Consider the following 19772-nt stretch of genomic DNA (forward strand, 5'->3'; position numbering starts at 1 on the left):
CTATACCGCCGCAAACCTTGTCCAGGGCCTTTCAACACCGGGAGAGATGATGAGCCGCGCGGCCTTCACCTACGACTTTCCCCACCGCCACCTGATTTCGGTGGCTGACCTCAATCCCGTTGACATCCAGATGATCTTCGAGCGCGCCGAGCATTGGCGTGCAGTCAACAAGACCACGCAGAAGACATCCGATGCCCTCAAGGGCATGACGGTGCTCAACCTCTTCTTCGAAGCCTCGACCCGGACCCAGGGCAGTTTCGAGATGGCGGCTAAGCGGCTCGGCGCCGATGTGGTCAATTTCGCGATTGCCCACTCCTCCGCCAAGAAAGGTGAGAGCCTGTCTGATACGGCGCGCAACCTCGCGGCCATGCAGCCCGACATTCTCGTGGTGCGCCACAGCGCGACGGGAGCACCGCAATACCTGGCCGATCGCACCCATCTTGCGGTGCTCAATGCCGGCGACGGCATGCATGAACATCCCACACAGGGCCTGCTCGACGTTTTCACCCTGACCCGGCATTGGGGCGGCGTTGGCGGCAAGCGCATTTTGATTGTCGGCGATATCCTGCATTCCCGTGTCGCCCGCTCGAATATCGGCCTGCTCAATATTCTCGGCGCCGAGATCCGCCTCTGCGCCCCGCCGACCCTGCTACCGACCGATGTCGATCAATGGGGTGTGGATGTCTTCCATGACCTTGATGAAGCCATGACCGATTGTGACGCGGTGATGGCGCTGCGCCAGCAGAAAGAGCGCATGTCCGGCGGCTTCGTGCCGTCCGAGCGCGAATTCTTCCATCTGTATGGCCTGTCCCATGACCGGATCCGGCGGGCCAAGCCGGACGTTCTGGTCATGCACCCCGGCCCGATGAATCGCGGTGTCGAAATCCACTCCAGGCTCGCCGATGACCCGGAGCATTCCGTGATCATGGACCAGGTTGAAAACGGGGTTGCGGTGCGCATGGCCGCGCTGGAGCTGATCGGTGCCAATCTGCGCAAGGAGGACCGGGCATGACGAGCTTCGCCATCACCAATGCGCGTCTGGTGGATCCGGCATCGGGCTATGACGGCCCCGGCGGGGTTTTGATCGAGAACGGGCGCATTGCGCAGATCGGCGAGAGCCTGGACCTGAGCGGAGCCGAGACGGTGATCGATGCCGGCGGCAAGATTCTCGCTCCGGCCCTGATCGACCTGCGCGCGGCCAAAGAGCCCGCCCTCACCTCCGATGGGGAAACCCAGTCCAGCTTGGCGGCTGGAGCCGCCGCAGGCGGTTTTGGTACGGTCGTGCTCGCGCCCAACGAGACCTCACCGCTGGATGTGGCGGGTGGTTTCGCCGGCATGGTGCGGTCGCTCAGCCAGCATGGCGTGCGGGTTCATTCCGCCGCTGCGGCAACCCACCGCCTGCAAGGCGAAGCCATGGCCGAGATCGGTCTGATGGCCAAGGCCGGTGCGGTCTATGTCGGCCAGGGCGATCACACCATCGCCGATAGCCGCACCCTGCGCCGGGTGATGAGCTATGCCAGCCAGTTCGATCTCTGGCTCGCCCTGCGCCCGGAAGATGCCGAGCTGTCGCATGGGGCCGTGGCCACGGAGAGCGACTGGTCGGCGCGCATGGGCCTGCCGGCAGAGCCGACCATGGCCGAGCGCATGGCGATTGACCGCTACGCCTCGATTGCTGCCCTGTCCGGCGGCAAGCTGATGATCGACCGCTTGTCCACGCGCGACGGCCTCGAGGCCCTGCGCTCTGCACGCAAGCGCGATATCGAGGTTGCGGCCACGACGGCCATTGCCCATCTCAGTCTCAATGAAGTCGACGCAGGCGCCCTCGACAGCGCCATGCGCATGCTGCCGCCGCTACGGCTGGAAGAAGACCGGTGCGCGCTGATCGACGCGGTAGCGCGCGGCGAGATCGACGCCATCGTTTCCGATCACCGGCCGACCCCGTTTGATGACAAGGGCGAACCTTTCGCCATGGCCATCGCCGGCACCATGGCTCTGGAAACCCTGCTCGGCTCGCTTCTGGCCCTGGTCCATGATGACGAGCTGACACTGCTGGAGGCCCTGCGCCCCGTAACCTGCGGACCGGCTGATCTGCTCGGCCTGCCGCAGGGCCGGATCAAGGAGAATGCCCCGGCTGACCTGGTCCTGATTGATGGCGACAAGCCCTGGGTCTGCAACCCGGATGACTTCCACTCCCCGCGCGGCAACAGCTCCTGGGCCGGCCGCCGTTTCATCGGCCGGGCCATACAAACTTTTGTCGACGGGCAATCGATTTACAACTATAACGAGTAACGCCATGGATATCCTGTTTCTGACCCTGTCCGCCCTGGGCGGCTATTTTCTGGGTTCCATTCCCTTCGGCCTGGTGCTGACGCGCCTGGCGGGGTTGGGTGATATCCGCGACATCGGGTCCGGCAATATCGGTGCAACCAATGTCCTGCGCACCGGCCGCAAGGACCTTGCTGCCGCCACCTTGCTGCTGGACGCCGGCAAGGCCGGTATTGCCGCCGCGATATTCGGAGCGCTCTTCGGCACGGTTCCGGGGCTGGTTGCCGGAGCCCTGGCCTTTGCCGGTCATTGCTTCCCGGTCTGGCTCGGATTCAAGGGGGGCAAAGGCGTTGCCACCTTCGTCGGTACTATGCTGGTGGTCTACTGGCCGGTGGGGCTCGTTGTGATCGGCAGCTGGCTGGCGACCGCGGCCATATTCCGGGTCTCCTCCCTGGGCGCGCTGGTCGCTGCCCTGGCTGCGCCGTTTGCGGCGCTGGGCTTTGGCCGCACCGATGTTGCCATCATGGCCGGGACGCTGACGCTGCTGATCTACTGGCTGCACCGCGCCAATATCGGCCGCCTCCTCAAGGGCGAGGAGCCACGCATCGATGCCAAGAAAAAGGCGCAAGAGACGGAAGACGGGGCAGAAACGGAGGCGGATTGAACAGCCCGGACTTCACCGGCGAGGCTCGCCTCGCAGCCCTGAGACTGGCGAGGACCCAAGGGATCGGACCGGTCAACTTCAGACGTCTGCTGCAACGCTATGGCGATGCGGTCAGCGCCCTTGAAGCGCTGCCTTCGCTGACCGGCGCCAAACACCTCAAAATCATCCGCCGCGACACCGCCGAGCGCGAACTCGCAGCGATAGACCGTGCCGATGCCCGGCTCTTTCTCTGCGGCGAGGCTTCCTATCCCGAAATCCTCACCTTCATTGCCGATCCGCCGGCTGCATTGATCGCGTTCGGCCGGATCGAACTCCTGCACCGCCCCGCCTGCGCCATCGTCGGCTCGCGCAATGCCTCTGCCATCGGTCTGCGGCTCGCTCGCGATCTCGGTGCACCCCTCAGCGCCCAGGGCTTTACCATCGTGTCCGGCCTTGCGCGCGGCATTGACGGCGCGGCCCACCGGGGCGCGCTGGACACCGGGACAATCGCGGTTGTCGCTGGCGGCGTGGATCACATCTATCCGCCCGAACACGCGGGCCTTCATCAGGCGATTGCCGAGACCGGCCTGATCCTGTCGGAAACAGCCCTCGGGACACGACCAACCGCGCGGGATTTTCCGCGTCGCAACCGCATCATCTCGGGCCTCTCCCTGGGAATACTGGTGGTGGAAGCGGCGATGAAATCAGGCTCCCTGATCACCGCTCGATTGGCCGGCGAACAGGGGCGCGAGGTGATGGCTGTACCCGGTTCGCCGCTGGATCCGAGAGCCAAGGGCACCAACCATTTGCTGCGCGAGGGCGCACACCTGGTGGAAAGCGCCGAAGATGTCTCCCACATCCTGAGCCAGGTACGCTTGCCCTCTCCACCCGATACGGTTCGCGATCAGGAACTCGATTTCGACAGCTTCGCCCATCCGGACACCAGGGCGCGGCCTGTCGAAACAGCTGGCGGAACCGATAATGCGAAACCCGAGTGCTCCTCGCTGATGGATCTGATTTCACCAGTGCCGGTCTTCGTCGATGAACTGGCCCGTCAGGCCGGCAGACCGGCCGGGCAGATACAGGCGGAAATCCTGGAGCTCGAATCGGCGGGAGAGGTCGTGCAATTGCCCGGCGGCCGGGTTCAGCGTGTCTGAGCCTCACCTTCAACGACACCGACGCCCGCCTCAAGCTCCACCATCAATGCCGTGACCTCAATCAGGCTACAGCAGCGATCCAGCCCAGCGTGATAGGCCTCTTCGCTCAAGGCGCGCAACTGCTCCGCAAGCGCCAGCATGTCACCTTCGGCGTGGACCGCAGGATCAAGCGGTTGTCCGAACAGGTCATGGCCGGGCTTTGGCCGGACGGGCCGAAAACGGCTGGTAAAGGGTAGGCGAAGGTTCATCTCGATCTCTCCCACACCGAAAAATACTACCTATTGGTGTGCAGAGCAATCCCCGCCCGTTTCAGGATTTGTTCCTGAGTTGCTCGAGCAGGAGATCACGGGCCGTCTGCACCTGACGTGTCAGCTCGGCCGAGCCCTCCCCGGTATCGGGATGCAGCTTCTTCATCAGGCCGCGGTAAGCCGCCTGGATTTCACTCTCGTCCGCCCCGGCACTGATGCCGAGGACCTCGCGCGCCTGCGCGAGCGTCATGACCGGGCCTGCGTTCCGGGCCGAACTCCTCTCACCCTGCGGTCCCGGCCCAGCCCCCCCGCGAGACGCCGGGCGCACAATGTCGCGCATCATCGCGAGGCCGAACAGACCAATGGGAATACCCAGCGCGGGGACGCCACGAAGGGAGAGCACCACGCCGGCGATCAGGGCCCCAGCCATCAAGACCCACCGTGTCGCCCGTACCGCATCAGAGGTTTTCTGGCGGGCGAACCACCATCCTGCAGCAAGCAGGGCCATGCCGGCGAAAAGGCTGAAAAGCATGTTCATGATCAGAACGGGATCGTCGCGCCCTCAAGTTCGGGCAATTTGAGCACGATCAGCAGGTCGCGCAATTCCTGGCGGGCCGCGACATGGCTCATGGTGAAAGCGATGGTCGAGCCATCCTCGGTCAGGTCCAGCAGGGTGAGGCCGAGCGGGAATAGTTCACGATAGACCACGCGCTCGGCAAAGCCCGGGGCCAGACGGAAACCGATACGCTGGGACAGGCGTTTGAGCCCTTCCCCGACCCGCCGCTTGTTGCGCGCATCGAGCATGGACATGCGGTTTCGCATCACGATCCAGTCAATCGAACGCTTCTCCAGCGAGGCTTTGCGCTTGCGGCATTCCCAGACCATTTCGCTGTAAATACTCGGCTTTCCGACCTCATAACTCTCGGGGTCGATCTCCGCGAGCAGGTCAAAATCGACGAAACTGTCATTGACCGGGGTGATGATGGTGTCGGCGGACGCATGAGCGAGCCGCGAATAGTGGGTATCGGCACCGGGCGAGTCGATGACGATAAAGTCGTAATGCTGCTTCAGATCGGTCAGCAAAGCGGAGAAACGCTCGGTCTCTTCCATCTCGGCCAGGTCCAGATCGCGCTGCGCACTCGGCGCCAACCGGACTTCAGCCGGTTGCGGCAGCTCGATACCATGACGGTCGGACCAGTCGCGGCGGTTGGACAGATATCGTCCGAATGTTCGCTGGCGCAGATCGAGGTCCAGCGCTCCGACGGTCTTGCCCATGCGTAACAGGGCTACGGCCAGGTGCATGGCGACGGTCGATTTTCCCGCCCCGCCCTTCTCATTGCCAACGACGATGACATGGGCGGCCTTGGTGCCGGCGCGCGCACGTCCGATGGGTTGTGAAGGAAGCTTGAATGCAGAGTGGGTGGTCATGTCCCGAACATTATCTCGCACGCGCCCGCTTCAATAGCCTGAGGACGCATAATTGGCTGTTATTCGTGCGCCTCGCCAGCGACACGATCAAGCCCCTGCCCGGTAAAATCGCCAGCCAGACAATAGCCGCCGCCGGCTTCGATGTCTGCACAAAGCTGTCGGGCGTCGCCGGCATTATCGAAAGGCCCGGCCTTCAAACGCAGAAATGTCCCGCGTCCCTCGATCTCGCGCGCCTCAACACGCGCCTGCAGTTCCGCCAGGACCGGATACTGCGCCTGCAGCGTCTGCCAGCCCGCCACGGCATTGTGGGCGAGACGATAGGAAGCGATGTGCACACCATGCTGCAGACTCGGCGCGTCAACCATATCCGCAGGCGGTGCTGCGGGTTCGGCGGCGGCGGGCATAGCGGCCGGGTCGGGCCCGTCACCACGCGCCGTCAGCGCCGCGGCCAGGGCCATGAGTTCCGGTCCGACCTCTTCGATCTGCTGCGGATCAAAGCGGGCCAGATGCGCCAGTTCGCGCGCGGTGGCGTCAGCGAGCCGGGCATTGGCCGTCGGTGCAATCGCCACATCAACCGGCTCGGTTTCGGCCGAAGACAGGGTGGCGCAGCCCGCAAGCGGGAGAAGAAGCAGAGTAAATCCAGTGCGTGTCATGGCAATAGCTGTTAGCGCGAGTCGTGCCGCTTGCCTCCCTCATCGCTTATGAGTAAGCCGATATCTTGCCTGCCCCGGCTGTTTCGGATCCCCAGATGCTCAATCTACAAATACCCCATGCCACGACTGTTTCGGCGCTGCGCGCGCGCATTAAATCCTGGCGCGAGGACGGGCTGACGGTCGGTTTCGTGCCCACCATGGGCTCCTTGCATGATGGCCACCTCTCGCTTGTGCGCCTGGCCAAGGCCCAGAGCGATCGGGTTGTCGCCAGTATTTTCGTCAATCCGGCCCAGTTCGCCGAGGGCGAAGATTTCGATACCTATCCGCGCGAAACCCTGGCCGATGCGGAAAAGCTGGCCAATGCGCAATGCGATCTGATCTACCTGCCCGAGCGCGACGTCATGTATCCGGACGGCTTTTCGACATCGATTGCCATGGCCGGTCCGGCTGAAGGCCTGGAGAGCGATATCCGCCCGCATTTCTTCTCCGGCGTCGCCACTGTTGTGGCAAAACTCTTCAACCAGGTCCGCCCCGACATCGCCGTGTTCGGTGAAAAGGATTATCAGCAATTGCTGGTGATCCGGCAGCTCGTACGCGACCTCGATTTGCCGATCGATATCATCGCCGGGGAAACCGCGCGCGACCGCGACGGGCTCGCCTTGTCCTCGCGCAATGCCTATCTCAGCGAGATCGATCGCAAGCGCGCCTCCGCCCTGCCGCAAATTCTCAAGGCTCTGGCCGAAGCGCTGAGCGCAGGCGGCGATCTTGAGACCACGATCAGCGAAGCCCGCAGCGCTGCCGAGGCGGCTTTTGATGGCGTCGACTATCTGACGGTTCGCGATGCGGCCAGCCTGGCGGAGCTGAAGCCGGGGCAATTACAGCAAACCGGCCGCATTCTCGCCGCTGTGCGACTAGGCGAGACGCGGTTGATCGACAATATTGCTGCCCTGCCTTTCAAGGGCCCCAATCCGAGCTAGACTGACCACAGAATTTATCCCGGGGAGACGAGTTGATGGTGCGTTGGTTGACTTTGCTGGTGCTGCCCTTGGCCTGCGCACTGCCAGCTCAGGCCCAGATCGATATCGTCCGCCCGGAGATTGTCGCGACCTATCCGCATGATACGGGCGCCTTCACCCAGGGCCTCTTCATCTCCGATGGTCAATTGTTTGAGTCGACCGGTCAATTCGGTGAATCAAACCTGCGCCGGGTCGATCTCGAGAGCGGCGCCGTACTCGATCAGCGCGACTTGCCGGATGACGTGTTCGGCGAGGGCAGCACGCGCCTGGGCGATGAGATCTTTGTCCTCACCTGGATGGCCCAGACCGGCTACATCTATAATGCCGAGACACTCGAGCTGGTCGACACCTTCACCTATCCCGGTGAAGGCTGGGGCCTGACGCATAATGGCGAGCACCTGATCATGAGTGATGGTTCGGCTGTGCTGCGCTATCTCGATCCCAGCGATATGAGCCTGGTCCGCGAGCAGACCGTGACGCTGAATGGCCGACCGGTACGCCGGGTCAATGAGCTGGAATGGGTCAATGGAGAGATCTGGGCCAATGTCTGGCAGCAGCCGCAGATCCTACGCATCGATCCAGACAGCGGCGCGGTGACGGGCGTCATCAATATGCGCGACCACATCCCGGCCAATATCGGCAATCCGCGCGATAATGTGCTCAACGGCATCGCCCATGATCCGGAAACCGGACGCACTTTCCTGACGGGAAAACGCTGGCCTGTGCTGTATGAAATCGCTCTGCCCGACAGCAGCGAATAGTCTACCAGGCGCCGATTTCCATCAGCTTGGCACGCAGATCTGCCGGCAAGTCATCACCACCCGCTGCCGCCCCGCCGAGATCGCGCGGTGCATCCTCGGGTTTGAGATAGCGCCAGCCCTGGAAGGGGCGCTTGGGCGATGGCGAGGTCCGGATCAATTCCGGCGACATGATGATGGCGCAGCGCTTGATCCCGTCATCACCCTGGACCTGTTCCAGCGCGACGATCTCGGAGCGGCACTGGATCGAGCCATTGATCACCCAGTAGAGCGATCCGCCATTCTCAACCTCGTCCTTCTTGGCCGGCATCATCCTTGTGACATGGACAATCAACTCCGGTTCGCCAGCGGCACGGCGACGGGCGCATTCCTTTTCACGCCAGGCTTCGAGCTGCTCGATTGAGCTGATACCAACGCAGAGTTTGACGAGATTCATGACCATGGCTCTGAGTTAGTCCGACTCAGCGTCCGGGTCAAAGCGGTGCGCACGCGATAGAGCGGCAAGCCGCCCCACCACCTAGGGGCCGCATCTATATAAAAATACTGTTAAATCAGCTCACACTCGGCGCCTAGTGCCGGTCCTTTCGGAACGGGGGTCGCATTCGTGTTCGACCGCAGCGCCATATCGCCATTCAGCCGCACGACAAGGGCCGTCGCCCTGTTCTTCGGGCCGCAGGCTTTCATCCTGCTTTATGTCGGTGTTGCCATACCCGTATTGGTTTCGGGCCTGTGGCCAGAAAACCTGATGGGGATGGATGGCGCGAACATGGTGCGCAACGCCTCGCCCTTCACGCTGGGCGGCGTCTATGTCCTTCTGGGGCTGACGATTTTAAGCCTGGTGCTGTTGGTGAAACGCTCGGCCTGGGTGTTTCTGACCTACACACTGGCCGTTGTCGGGCACGCCGCGGTTTGGGTGTCCAATACCACCAACCCGTATTATCACGGCGAGATCGGCTTCTTCATCTTCATGATCGAAGTGCCGGCTGGCATTCTCCTGGCCTGGGACTTCCGACCCAAACCCCAGCCGGCCTAGGCCGCCTCGCGGTCCACGAAACCGTCCTGCGCCGCCGGATCGACCTCGAACGTGCGCTCCGATTTCGGCATCGGCTTGACCTTCGCAGGCAGCACCTTCTGCTTCAGCTTCCACATACGGGTCAGCCAGAGCTTGGCTTCGGCGCCAAGACCCGTCTCGGCCAGCGAAGTGGGGTTCATGCCGAACTGACGACGCATCAAGCCATTGGCGAAGTGGATGGCATTGCGGCGGCGCGATTGCGGCGTGGAAATTTCGAACGGCACGGACACATTCACGCCGGACTGGTTCTCGATCCGGTGCGGACCGTGCAACGGCCAGTTGGCGGCCATGCCCGGGTGCAGATCGACCGTGAAGGCCGCCTCGTCCCACTCGGTCTGGAAGGGAATATCCTCGGTCTGCTCATGGTGCAGGATGGCTTCCATGTATTGAGACTTCAGATAAGGCTCTTCCACCGGATAGGTGCGGAAGCGCTTCACACCGCGCATATGCCAGAGCATGGTCTCGGAGACGTCGGAGTGCAGGAAGACCTGGGCCGACGGTGAGGAAATCAGGATGCCCGCCTCGGCGGTCAGCGGCCGGAAGCTCGGATCAGCAGCGCGCATGTCACGCATCATCGCCTCGAAGATCGGGCGGTATTGCTCGTCCTGGTCCATGGCGTGACGCAGATTGATCCACAGCTTGCCATTGCGTACCGCATCGATCAGTTCCAGCCCGGACAAGTCACCCGCCTCGCCGGCACGCCAGCTATCACGGGCGGTGGCATCATCCCCCATCGTGCAGATATCGGTCAGTTCGCGCGGATGCCGCTCGATCAGTGCCGCCAGAGCCATATCCGAAAAGGCCTGGTGCTCATGGTAGTTGTGCCGGACGACCACCGGACGGCTGCGGAAGTCCTGCAGTGCCGTTTCGGTCCAGGTCGAGGAGAACTGTTCCATATAAGTGTCGCGCATTGATCCGTCTCCGCATGGTTCGCGGTCCACGGAGCAAGACGCGTGCCGTTTTCCCCTGAGGCGGGAAGCTAGTCCTCGGCCTCGTCGGCCAGCATCACCAGCACATCACCCTCGGCCACCTGAGCGCCGGCGACGGCTCCCAGTTCACCGATCACGCCATCGCGCGGTGCCGTCAGGGCGTGTTCCATCTTCATCGCCTCCAGCACAACCAGGGCATCGCCCTTGGCGACCGTGGCGCCCGCTTTGACATTGACGGCCAGGACCTTGCCCGGCATCGGCGCCTTGATGACGCCGCCCGCCTCTGCCGCGTCGGCATCCGCTTCGGGGTGCGGGAAGGCGTAGAGACGGGTGTCGCCGCGGCAGGACACCAGGAAACCGGCGTCCATGCGCAGCACATCGGCGCTCAGCGGGCCATCTTCGGCTTCGGCATCAAAATGATACAGGGCCGCGTCGAAATCGCCCTCAACACTGTTGATGCGCAGCTCCGCGTCCGCGGCAGACACCCGCATATCCGAACCGTCCAGGCGCAGACCGACCTCGACCGTCTCCTCGCCGACGACAAAACGGTTGCGCAAGCGCGGCGCCGCATTCAGGCGCCAGCCATCGGCGATGGCAAAGGGGTCGACATCATCGCCCTCGCCTGCCTCGATCATGCTGGCCAGAGCGGCAAAGCCCAGGCCCTTGAGATCGAGCCCCGCCGGAACCAGGGTTTCCAGGCGCTGCTCGATGAATCCGGTATTGACCCGGCCGGCGAGGAAATCCTCGTCCAGTACCGCGCGACGCATGAATCCGGCATTGGTCTTGACCGGGTAGACGCCCACTTCATCCAGGGCATAAGCCATCATATAGGCCGCGCCCTCGCGATCCGCGTCGAAGGTGATGATCTTGGCGATCATCGGATCATAGAAAAGCGACACCTCGCCGCCTTCGGCAACACCTGTATCAATCCGGGTGTGCGCGTCTTCTTCCGGCAGGCGGAGGATGTCGAGCGGTCCGGTGGATGGCAGGAAACCGGCGTCCGGGTCCTCGGCATACAGCCGCGCTTCCATGGCATGCCCACGGATCGAGATCTGGTCCTGCAGCGGTACGGAGCCGCCGGCCGCGACGTGCAGCTGCAGCTCGACGAGATCCAGACCGGTGATCATTTCGGTGACCGGATGTTCCACCTGGAGACGGGTATTCATCTCCATGAAGTAGAAGCCGTCCTCGCGCAGCTCACCGGAGCCGTCGACAATAAACTCGACCGTGCCGGCACCGGTATAGTTGACCGCCTTGGCCGCATTGATCGCCGCGGAACACATGGCCGCCCGGACATCAGGCGTCATGCCGGGTGCCGGAGCCTCCTCGATGACTTTTTGATGCCGGCGCTGCAACGAGCAATCGCGCTCATACATGTGTACGACACGCCCATGGCTGTCGCCAAAGACCTGAACCTCGATATGGCGCGGGCTGGTGATGAATTTTTCGATCAGGACGCGGTCATCGCCAAAGCTCTTGGCCGCCTCGCGCTGACAGCTCTCCAGAGCATCAGCGAACCCCTCTGCCGCTTCGACCTTGCGCATGCCCTTGCCGCCACCCCCGGCGACCGCCTTGATCAGGAGCGGATAACCGATCGTGTCGGCCGCCTGTTTGAGCACAGCCGGGTCCTGATTCTCGCCATGATAGCCCGGCGTCACCGGAACGCCGGCGTCTTCCATCAGCGTCTTGGCCTGGTCCTTCAGCCCCATGGCCCGGATGGCCTGCGCCGGCGGGCCGACGAAAATGATGTCATTGGCCGCGCAGGCCTCGGCGAACTCGGCATTTTCCGACAGAAAGCCATAACCCGGATGGATCGCATCCGCGCCGGTGGCCTTGGCCGCTTCAATGATCTTGTCAGCTAACAGATAACTCTCTGCTGCCGGTGCCGGTCCGAGATGGACGGCATCATCAGCTTCGCGCACATGCAGCGCATCGGCATCAGCATCGGAATACACCGCGATACAGCGGATCCCCATGCGATGGGCGGTGCGGATAACACGGCGGGCAATCTCGCCCCGATTGGCGATCAGAAGCGTCTTGATCATGTCGGTCTTGCAATCCGTTGGAGTGGTTGGCGCCCGTATCGCACACTCCGGGCCGTGAGGGAATGTCCCCGGCCGGGCCCGGCGCAGGTTCAGTTTTTCTCGCGCCGGTATTGGACGGCCGCGACGAGGACGAAGCTGATAATCATCAAAAGGTACCAGGAGCCCAGCTTGGCCAGGGACACCATGTGCCAGCCCGCCTCCTGGCCCGGATAGGTCCAGGCCCGGGCGAATGTGCCGATATTCTCGGCGAACCAGATAAACAGGGCCACCAGGACGAAACCGATGACCAGGGGCATCGGCCGGTGCGCCTCGTCCGGCCGGAACCAGACCAGGCAGCGCCCGTAAATCGCGACCGTGGCGGCAAACAGCGCAAGCCGGATATCGGCCAGATAATGATGGGCGAAGAAGTTGACATAGATCGCGGCCGCCAGCCCCCCCTGTAGCCAGAGCGGTGGAAAGTCGACGAAGCGGAAGTCGAAAATGCGCCAGACCCGAGCCAGATAGGAGCCGACGGCGGCGTACATGAATCCGGAAAACAGCGGCACGCCAGCAATCTGCAACACGCTGGCCTCGGGATAGACCCAACTGCCGACCTGCGTCTTGAAAATCTCCATCACCGTGCCGACCACATGAAACACGGCGATCACCTTGGCCTCTTCCCAGCTTTCCAGCCGGGTCGCAATCAGTGTGATCTGGATGGCCAGGGCGGCCAGGGTAAGGAAGTCATAGCGCGCCAGCACGAAATCGGCCGGGTAGAAAAGATAGGTCAGCAACAGCAGGGCCAGCATCAACCCGCCGAACAGACAGGCCCAGGCCTGCTTGATCCCGAAGGCCAAGAACTCAAACACGCCCTGGGTCCAGGGACCGCGGACAAAGGCGGCGCGCAAGGCTTCACGGCGGTCGTGAAGGACGGTCTTGGGATCGAAACCGTTCAGCAGAGGCCTACTCCGCCCAGTCTGGCTTGCGGCGTTCCAGGAACGCTGTCAGCCCTTCCCGGCCCTCGTCCGACGAGCGACGGCGCGCAATGCCACGGGCGGTGTGGGTCATGAGCTTGTGATCGATTTCCTGGCCGAAGACATCATCGACCAGGACCTTGGCATCGTGAATGGCGCCCGGCGCACCGGCAAAGGCGAGCTTGGCCAGGTATTCCTCCAGCTCCTGCATCTCGTCTAGGCTGGCCACATCATACTGGGCCAGGCCGATCTTCACCGCGAACTCGCCATCGAAACGTTCACCCGTGGCAAAAAGGGCCCGGGCCCATTTCGGACCGATGGCGCGCACCACGAAAGGAGAGATCGTCGCCGGGGTGAGGCCCAGCTTGACCTCGGAGAAGGAGATCTTGGTGTCCTTCATGACGACACCGACATCGCAGGCCGCCAACAGACCAGCCCCGCCGCCCATGGCCGCACCATGAACCAGCGCCACCGTCATTTGCGGCAGGTCGTAGAGCCGCTTGAGCATGGTGGCGAGGTTGAAGGCATCCTCGAAATTATTGTCTTCGGTGTAGTGGGCGGCCGCCTTCATCCATTCCAGATCGGCACCGGCGGAAAAGCTGGGACCATTGCCGCGCAGGAAAACGACACGGACTTCATCGAGATTGCCGCGCAGGGTCTCGAAAATATCCGACAGGCGCGCGATCGTGTCGGCATTGAACGCATTGTGCTTTTCAGGGCGGTTCAAAGTGACGACGGCGACACCGGCGCGGGACACGTCGAGGAGTACGGAATCATCGGACATGGCGGGAGGCCCTTCTCAAGCGAAGCGTGAACGGTAGTACAGGCTTAGCTTGCCCCCGCCCCGTCGCCAAGAGGCGCGTTGCCGCGGCTTATGCCCGGAGCGGTCCTGCGCCGGGTGAATAAGAAAAGGGCTGCGAACATCCGCTCGCAGCCCCCGACAGTCTCGGTAATTGTGTCAGAGCAAGTCGCCCGGGCTTAGTCGCCGCGGAAGAAGATGCCCTTGACGATCGACAGCACGATGATGGCCAGGAAATAGCCAACCGCCAGTGCGCCGAGATAGAGGAGATAATCCTGCTCCAGGAATTGCTGGCCGAAAGCAGCAGCGTCGAAACCGTCAGCACCGCCACCGCGCACCATCGGCATGACCACGTCGACAATGACGTGGATGATAACACCGACCACGGTGAAGATAAGGATGGCGCCAAACTCGCGCATCAGCAGGGCCAGCACCAGGGCGATTACACCCAGCTGAATGCCCAACTGCATCCAATTGACAGCCGCACCGTCACCCGCGTGCACAAGCAGGCCCGGCATAAAGAACTCGAGGGCCATGTTGATGTAGCCCATGATCTGATCCAGAATTTCCATTCGCGGTCCCCTCCCGCAGATAACAACTCAGTGCACCTTACCCCAAGACACACCGTTAATGAAAACTTTCTTCGAAAATCCAGCGTTGAAAAGCGAGTTCTCCTCTCAGGCGAATTTTCTTAACCTTTGATCACTACCCGCTTGACGGCGAAGAGAATTCCCACGGCGATCAGATAGCCGACAAAAAGCAGCCCCAGATAGCGCCAGAAGTACGGTTCAAGCACTTCCGGAAGGCGCAGCGGGCCCACTTCGGCAAACACCGGAGACAGCACATCGAGCGCGACATGCGCGACGACGGCACTCACGGCGACGAAAAAAAGTCGTCCCCAATTGGACATAGCCAAAGCCGCGACGACGGCGACCACCAGCCCCTGGACCGCATTGACCTCATCGAACCCCGCCCGAGCGAAATCGAGAGCGTCACGCAACACATCTTCCATGGATTTACCCCCTTACCCGGAACAACAGCCCGGGATCCACTCAACCATTAACCGATTTTAACATTTGCGTCACGGGCAGAAATGGCGCGCAAATCGGGGAGGTTTGGTGGTGTTCCGGCTCGGTTGCAGAGGAATTCGCGCCAGAAACCGGAGCGATTCACGCCGAATGGGCGCGCTGTTCGAGCGCAAACCCGCGATTAGCCGACGCGAGCGACCTCAAACATCACCTCATTGCGACGGAAGGGCGTCGGCACCCAGGGCGGATCATAACGCGCATACATCGCCGTCGAGACGATTTCGAATCCCTGGGCTGTGAGGTAGTCGCGCAACTCCTCGGTCTTGGCCATGAAACGCGCCTCATTGGCCCCGCCGGAAAAACGGATGGCGGCGACCAGGCGTTCCGGCTGCTCAACCAGCTCGACGCGGGCATCGTCCGGGATCGGCAAAGTGTCCATGGTCCATTCCGGCGGCATCACAAAAGCCACCCGCCAGCTTTCATCGCTGGTCGCCTGCTGTATGACAGGGGTGGTCATGGCGATTTCCTGCGAGCGCTGCTGCATGACCGGTGTCGTCATGGCGATGGCGTTGGATCCGTCGCCGGAGCGGGCTGTATTGCCGCCGAATATGTAATTGCCCAGAGGTCGAAAACCGCGATTGCCAGCGGTCCGCATGGAACCGGTCACTTCGACCTCGGCCAGGATCATCGGGGCGTAGAGCCGCAGCTCGATATTGCCGTCCCGGCCCAGAATGCGGTGCGGCGGTTCGTCAGCCGCCATGGCCGTCGGACCGCCGAAGACCAGAAGAAGGACAGCAGCAATTATGCGAATCATCGGCAGGGCTCCTTGGGATCATGACAGGAGTACGCCGCCAGGCCTGGAACGGATCAGGCTAGAGTGCGCGTTCGCCAAGTTTTTCCACGCGCTTCAGCACGCGGGCCCGGCCCTTGTCACCCAGCCCTTCGACCATGCCGATAATGGTATGGCGTACCGGGTTAAAACCCGCGATCTTCATGATGCCCTGCTCCGTCGCCTTGAGCGAATGCGCCCCGAACAGGAAGCGATAGGCCAGGCCGGGCATGCCCATGGTCACGATCAGGCGGGCCGACTTGCCTTTCATCCGGCCAACCGGAAACGTGTTGGGATCATCCATCTCGCCCAGAAAAAACCCGCCCGCCGCCGCCGCTTCAAGGAAGGCCTTGAGCTTGGCCGGCAAGGCGCCCAGCCAGAGCGGATAGATCATCACCAGATGATCGGCGGCGGCGATTTTCTTGCGTTCACTCAGGACCGGCTCGGCCGGGTCGCGATCAAACTCCTCCGGTGTGCGCAGGAAACCGAGATCCATGGGGCCGATATTGATCCGGCTGACACTGTGGCCTTCCCATTGCGCACCTCGCGCATAGGCGTCGGACAAGGCATCACAGAAATGCTTGCCACCGTTTTCCGGATGCCCGTTGAGAATGCAGATCGACTTTGACATCGCAAATACCCTTTATCGAAGTAAGGGTATTGCAGACTCGCGATGATTTCAGTGTGGCAGGAGCGCGCAGGTCAGCCCGGCTTAGGCCCCATGCATGGTCGCCAAGGCACTGGAGATCAACTCTTCGAGCGAGCCTTCAGCGCCCTCGTCGATATGAAAGCTGATCCATTCCAGCGGGATAATCACGGCCGTGGCCTCTTCCTGCTCACGCGCGACAGCGGGCAGAACCTCGCCATCCGTCTCAACCGCGACCCAGTCATAGCCATGCTCGCGGGCGATCAGATCGCCCATGCCGATGGAGACGCTTTCCAGCAGCTGCATCGCCTCTTCCGGAGCCTCAGGGTCAATGCCGTTATCGAGCACGCCAAAGAAAATCCGGTCGATATCCGCCCAACAGGGCGCGGCACCCTCCGAGAGTTCCGCCGCCTCGAGCAGCACGCCGCGCAGACGCTCAAGGCCTGCACGATCGTTATCATTCATGTCGCGGATCGAGCCCGCCTCGCCGCCCGATTCTGCGCCGGTCTCATCGGATTGGTTATCCATCAATCAATCTCCGTTTCGGCGCAGCCAGGGTCAGGCTCACGGCAAAATTACATCCGGAACACGCCGAACTTGGTTTTCTCAATCGGGGCGTTGAGGGCAGCCGACAGCGACAGCCCCAGAACACGGCGCGTGTCGCGCGGGGCGATAATGCCGTCATCCCACAGGCGCGCCGTGGAGAAATAGGGATTGCCCTCCTCCTCATAGCGCTCGCGGATCGGTTCCTTGAAGGCGACCTCTTCCTCCGCCGACCACTCCTCGCCGCGGTGCTCCATGGCATCGCGCTTCACGGTCGCCAGGACCGACGCCGCCTGCTCGCCGCCCATTACGGAGATCCGAGCATTCGGCCACATAAACAGGAAGCGCGGGCTATAGGCGCGCCCGCACATGCCGTAATTACCGGCACCATAGGAGCCGCCGATGATGACGGTGAATTTTGGCCCGGCATAGGTCGACACCGCAGTCACCAGCTTGGCGCCATCCTTGGCGATGCCGCCCGCCTCGTATTTCGAGCCGACCATGAAGCCGGTGATGTTTTGCAGGAAGACGAGCGGAATACCGCGCTGGGCACAGAGCTCGATGAAGTGCGCGCCTTTCTGGGCGCTTTCGGAAAACAAGATCCCATTATTGGCGATAATCCCAACCGGCATGCCGTAAAGCCGGGCAAAGCCGGTCACCAGCGTCTCGCCATAAAGTTTCTTGAACTCGTCGAACTCTGAATTGTCGACGATGCGGGCGATCACTTCGCGCACATCATAGGGCGCGCGAATATCGGCCGGGATCACACCGCCCAGTTCATCGGGGTCATAGGCCGGGTCACGGGTTTCCTTGACGTCCAGATCAATCGACTTGACCGAGTTGAGATTGGCGACCGCGCGGCGCGCCAAAAAGAGCGCGTGCTCATCATTGGCGGCGTAATGGTCAGCGACGCCCGAGGTGCGGGCGTGAACATCGGCCCCGCCGAGATCTTCAGCGGAAATGATTTCACCTGTCGCCGCCTTCACCAGCGGCGGCCCGCCGAGGAAGATCGTGCCCTGTTTGCGCACGATGATCGTTTCATCCGACATAGCCGGCACGTAGGCCCCGCCAGCCGTGCACGAGCCCATGACAACAGCGATCTGGGGAATGCCCTGCGCCGACATATTGGCCTGGTTGTAGAAGATGCGGCCAAAATGCTCCCGGTCAGGGAAGACCTCGGCCTGATGCGGCAGGTTGGCGCCACCGCTATCGACCAGATAGACGCAGGGCAGACGGTTCTGCATTGCGATTTCCTGTGCCCGCAGATGCTTCTTCACCGTCATAGGGTAATAGGCGCCGCCCTTGATGGTCGGATCGTTACACACGACCATGACCTCACGGCCCTCGACCCGGCCGATTCCGGCAATCACGCCGGCACCATGAACATTACCCTCATACATGCCGTTGGCGGCCAAGGCGCCGATCTCGAGGAAAGGCGCCCCCGGATCGAGCAGACGCTCAACGCGGTCACGCGGCAGCAGCTTGCCTCGGGACAAGTGTTTCTCGCGCGAGCGCTCGGACCCACCCAGTGCTGCCTGCGAGGTCTTCGCTTGCAGCTCCTCGAGCAAACCGTCCATGGCGGCGGCGTTCTCGCGGAAGCTGTCGGAATTCGTATCGATGGCGCTGGTCAGCTGGGACATGAAAAACCTGCTTGGGAAAAAGCGGTTGAGGATGGGGCGTTGCGGCGCTGATTAACCCGGCGCACCGGGCAAAGGCAATCAATCTTGCATCCAAAGCCGGCCGGACACGCATCGAAGGATCGTAACCAAAGGGAACCGACATGATCCGACAAACCGCCCTCCTCCTGCTGTCCTTCGCCATAACGACCAGTGCCCTGGCCCAGGACGTCACTGCCCCGCCACAAGTGATGGTGCTGGGCACATTTCATTTCAATGGCGGCGGCGAGGACATGATCAATCCGGAGGTAGACGACTTCCTGTCCGATACCCGGCAGGCGCAAATCGGCGAGGTTCTCGATCGCCTCCAGGCCTACCAGCCGACGAAGATCTTCGTGGAACTTCGGCCCGAGTTTGAGGAGCGGTTCATTCAGCGCTACCAGGCTTTTCGCCGCGGCGAGAGCCAGCTGACCGTGAATGAGCGCCAACAGCTGGGAATGCGGCTGGCCGGTCGGCTGGGACATGAGCGCCTCTGGGCCGTCGATCACCAGGGCGGGATGGATTTCAGCGCCATGATGGAGGCCGCGAGCGAAGCCGGCCAGACCCGGCTTCTAGCCGATTGGGAGGCTCATATCGGCCCCCTCCAGACGCGCCTGGAGAACCCCGCTGTGATGCATCAGTCAGTCCTCGACCGGCTGATCGATAGCAATACCCAGCAGGTGCGCGATGATCACGCCCTCTATCTACTCCTCGCCCAGATGGGCAGCGCGGAAAACCCCTCAGGGGTCGAGGAAATGACCAATTGGTGGAACCGCAATATGCATATCTACGCCAATATCGCCCGCCTGGCTGAACCCGGCGACCGGATCTTGGTGATCTATGGCGCCGGTCACAAATACCTGCTCGACCAGTTTGTCGATGAGGCGCCCAACCTCACCTGGATCGATCCGCTCGATTACCTGACACGGTAAATAAAATATTCCGCCCAGCCTCCCCAGCGCCCGGGCGGGATGGCCGGCGCCTTATCCTCAACCGGGTAAGGCGCCGACCACTTTCCTGAAAAATCTTAGCGACGGGGACGTGAAGTTGCCACGTTTGACAAGCCGTGTCGCAGTAGGCGAATTTGAGGAGAAATGCGCCGCAG

23 protein-coding genes are annotated in these 19772 nt (G+C 62.2%); 8 read left to right on the forward strand and 15 right to left on the reverse strand.

What is annotated here, in order from left to right:
• Positions 1 to 130: 130 nt before the first annotated feature.
• The 4 genes from Q1V51_RS04135 to dprA are packed head-to-tail and all read left to right on the forward strand — an operon-like array spanning position 131 to position 4065.
• Complete coding sequence (locus Q1V51_RS04135; RefSeq protein WP_366522700.1) at positions 131 to 1012, forward strand: aspartate carbamoyltransferase catalytic subunit; 882 nt, start codon at positions 131 to 133, stop codon at positions 1010 to 1012.
• On the forward strand, positions 1009 to 2289 hold the full coding sequence (locus Q1V51_RS04140) for a dihydroorotase (protein ID WP_300553252.1): 1281 nt from the start codon (positions 1009 to 1011) through the stop codon (positions 2287 to 2289). Before Q1V51_RS04135 ends, Q1V51_RS04140 begins: the two co-directional genes overlap by 4 nt.
• A 4-nt stretch (positions 2290 to 2293) precedes the next feature.
• Positions 2294 to 2929: a glycerol-3-phosphate 1-O-acyltransferase PlsY gene (gene plsY / locus Q1V51_RS04145; RefSeq protein WP_300553255.1), complete on the forward strand. Its 636-nt coding sequence runs from the start codon at positions 2294 to 2296 to the stop codon at positions 2927 to 2929.
• Positions 2926 to 4065, forward strand: coding sequence for a DNA-processing protein DprA (dprA, locus tag Q1V51_RS04150; RefSeq protein WP_300553258.1), 1140 nt, complete (start codon positions 2926 to 2928; stop codon positions 4063 to 4065). The genes plsY and dprA overlap by 4 nt, the downstream gene beginning before the upstream one ends.
• Here the strand turns inward: dprA and Q1V51_RS04155 are convergent.
• From Q1V51_RS04155 to Q1V51_RS04170, 4 genes are all read right to left on the reverse strand, one after another.
• Positions 4053 to 4313, reverse strand: a complete 261-nt coding sequence (locus Q1V51_RS04155; protein ID WP_300553260.1) for a hypothetical protein — start codon at positions 4311 to 4313, stop codon at positions 4053 to 4055. The genes dprA and Q1V51_RS04155 overlap by 13 nt on opposite strands.
• Before the next feature lie 61 nt (positions 4314 to 4374).
• Positions 4375 to 4845: a J domain-containing protein gene (locus tag Q1V51_RS04160; protein WP_300553263.1), complete on the reverse strand. Its 471-nt coding sequence runs from the start codon at positions 4843 to 4845 to the stop codon at positions 4375 to 4377.
• Positions 4846 to 4853: 8 nt separating this feature from the next.
• Positions 4854 to 5741 carry a division plane positioning ATPase MipZ gene (locus tag Q1V51_RS04165; RefSeq protein WP_300553265.1) on the reverse strand — a complete coding sequence of 296 codons (888 nt, stop codon included), beginning with the start codon at positions 5739 to 5741 and terminating at the stop codon, positions 4854 to 4856.
• Between the two features lie 59 nt (positions 5742 to 5800).
• Positions 5801 to 6394 carry an SPOR domain-containing protein gene (locus tag Q1V51_RS04170; protein ID WP_300553267.1) on the reverse strand — a complete coding sequence of 198 codons (594 nt, stop codon included), beginning with the start codon at positions 6392 to 6394 and terminating at the stop codon, positions 5801 to 5803.
• Between the two features lie 95 nt (positions 6395 to 6489).
• Between Q1V51_RS04170 and panC the strand changes: the two genes are divergently transcribed.
• The gene (gene panC / locus Q1V51_RS04175) at positions 6490 to 7371 is read left to right on the forward strand and encodes a pantoate--beta-alanine ligase (protein ID WP_300553270.1); all 882 of its coding nucleotides are present in this window, start codon (positions 6490 to 6492) and stop codon (positions 7369 to 7371) included.
• Positions 7372 to 7406: 35 nt separating this feature from the next.
• The gene (locus tag Q1V51_RS04180; RefSeq protein WP_300553272.1) at positions 7407 to 8171 is read left to right on the forward strand and encodes a glutaminyl-peptide cyclotransferase; all 765 of its coding nucleotides are present in this window, start codon (positions 7407 to 7409) and stop codon (positions 8169 to 8171) included.
• A 1-nt stretch (position 8172) separates the two neighbouring features.
• Here the strand turns inward: Q1V51_RS04180 and Q1V51_RS04185 are convergent, their stop codons facing one another.
• Positions 8173 to 8610, reverse strand: coding sequence for a DUF1489 domain-containing protein (locus tag Q1V51_RS04185; protein WP_366522699.1), 438 nt, complete (start codon positions 8608 to 8610; stop codon positions 8173 to 8175).
• 162 nt (positions 8611 to 8772) lie between these two features.
• Here Q1V51_RS04185 and Q1V51_RS04190 point away from each other — a divergent pair, with 162 nt between their 5' ends.
• The gene (locus Q1V51_RS04190) at positions 8773 to 9201 is read left to right on the forward strand and encodes a hypothetical protein (protein ID WP_300553276.1); all 429 of its coding nucleotides are present in this window, start codon (positions 8773 to 8775) and stop codon (positions 9199 to 9201) included.
• Here the strand turns inward: Q1V51_RS04190 and Q1V51_RS04195 are convergent.
• From Q1V51_RS04195 to Q1V51_RS04240, 10 genes are all read right to left on the reverse strand, one after another.
• Complete coding sequence (locus Q1V51_RS04195) at positions 9198 to 10151, reverse strand: hypothetical protein (protein ID WP_300553279.1); 954 nt, start codon at positions 10149 to 10151, stop codon at positions 9198 to 9200. The genes Q1V51_RS04190 and Q1V51_RS04195 overlap by 4 nt on opposite strands.
• 68 nt (positions 10152 to 10219) lie before the next feature.
• The gene (locus Q1V51_RS04200) at positions 10220 to 12214 is read right to left on the reverse strand and encodes an acetyl/propionyl/methylcrotonyl-CoA carboxylase subunit alpha (protein ID WP_300553282.1); all 1995 of its coding nucleotides are present in this window, start codon (positions 12212 to 12214) and stop codon (positions 10220 to 10222) included.
• Positions 12215 to 12303: 89 nt separating this feature from the next.
• Positions 12304 to 13062 (reverse strand): DUF817 domain-containing protein, encoded by a 759-nt coding sequence (locus Q1V51_RS04205; protein WP_300553284.1) that lies wholly within the window; start codon positions 13060 to 13062, stop codon positions 12304 to 12306.
• Positions 13063 to 13156: 94 nt separating this feature from the next.
• Positions 13157 to 13951, reverse strand: a complete 795-nt coding sequence (locus Q1V51_RS04210; protein WP_300553286.1) for an enoyl-CoA hydratase-related protein — start codon at positions 13949 to 13951, stop codon at positions 13157 to 13159.
• A 194-nt stretch (positions 13952 to 14145) separates the two neighbouring features.
• On the reverse strand, positions 14146 to 14538 hold the full coding sequence (locus tag Q1V51_RS04215; protein WP_300553289.1) for a hypothetical protein: 393 nt from the start codon (positions 14536 to 14538) through the stop codon (positions 14146 to 14148).
• Between the two features lie 119 nt (positions 14539 to 14657).
• Positions 14658 to 14978 (reverse strand): hypothetical protein, encoded by a 321-nt coding sequence (locus Q1V51_RS04220; RefSeq protein ID WP_300553293.1) that lies wholly within the window; start codon positions 14976 to 14978, stop codon positions 14658 to 14660.
• Between the two features lie 197 nt (positions 14979 to 15175).
• Complete coding sequence (locus Q1V51_RS04225; protein WP_300553296.1) at positions 15176 to 15808, reverse strand: heme-binding protein; 633 nt, start codon at positions 15806 to 15808, stop codon at positions 15176 to 15178.
• 58 nt (positions 15809 to 15866) lie between these two features.
• Positions 15867 to 16454: an NAD(P)H-dependent oxidoreductase gene (locus tag Q1V51_RS04230; protein WP_300553298.1), complete on the reverse strand. Its 588-nt coding sequence runs from the start codon at positions 16452 to 16454 to the stop codon at positions 15867 to 15869.
• An 81-nt stretch (positions 16455 to 16535) separates the two neighbouring features.
• A complete protein-coding gene (locus Q1V51_RS04235; protein WP_300553301.1) occupies positions 16536 to 16997 on the reverse strand; it encodes a DUF3806 domain-containing protein in 462 nt (153 codons plus the stop codon).
• 47 nt (positions 16998 to 17044) lie between these two features.
• Positions 17045 to 18652: a carboxyl transferase domain-containing protein gene (locus Q1V51_RS04240; RefSeq protein ID WP_300553304.1), complete on the reverse strand. Its 1608-nt coding sequence runs from the start codon at positions 18650 to 18652 to the stop codon at positions 17045 to 17047.
• Between the two features lie 140 nt (positions 18653 to 18792).
• On the opposite strand from Q1V51_RS04240, the gene Q1V51_RS04245 reads away from it, so the two are divergent.
• Positions 18793 to 19599 carry a DUF5694 domain-containing protein gene (locus Q1V51_RS04245; RefSeq protein WP_300553306.1) on the forward strand — a complete coding sequence of 269 codons (807 nt, stop codon included), beginning with the start codon at positions 18793 to 18795 and terminating at the stop codon, positions 19597 to 19599.
• Positions 19600 to 19772 lie beyond the last annotated feature (173 nt).

Source organism: Maricaulis sp. (genome assembly GCF_030149235.1).
In the GTDB taxonomy this organism is placed as follows: Bacteria; Pseudomonadota; Alphaproteobacteria; order Caulobacterales; family Maricaulaceae; genus Maricaulis.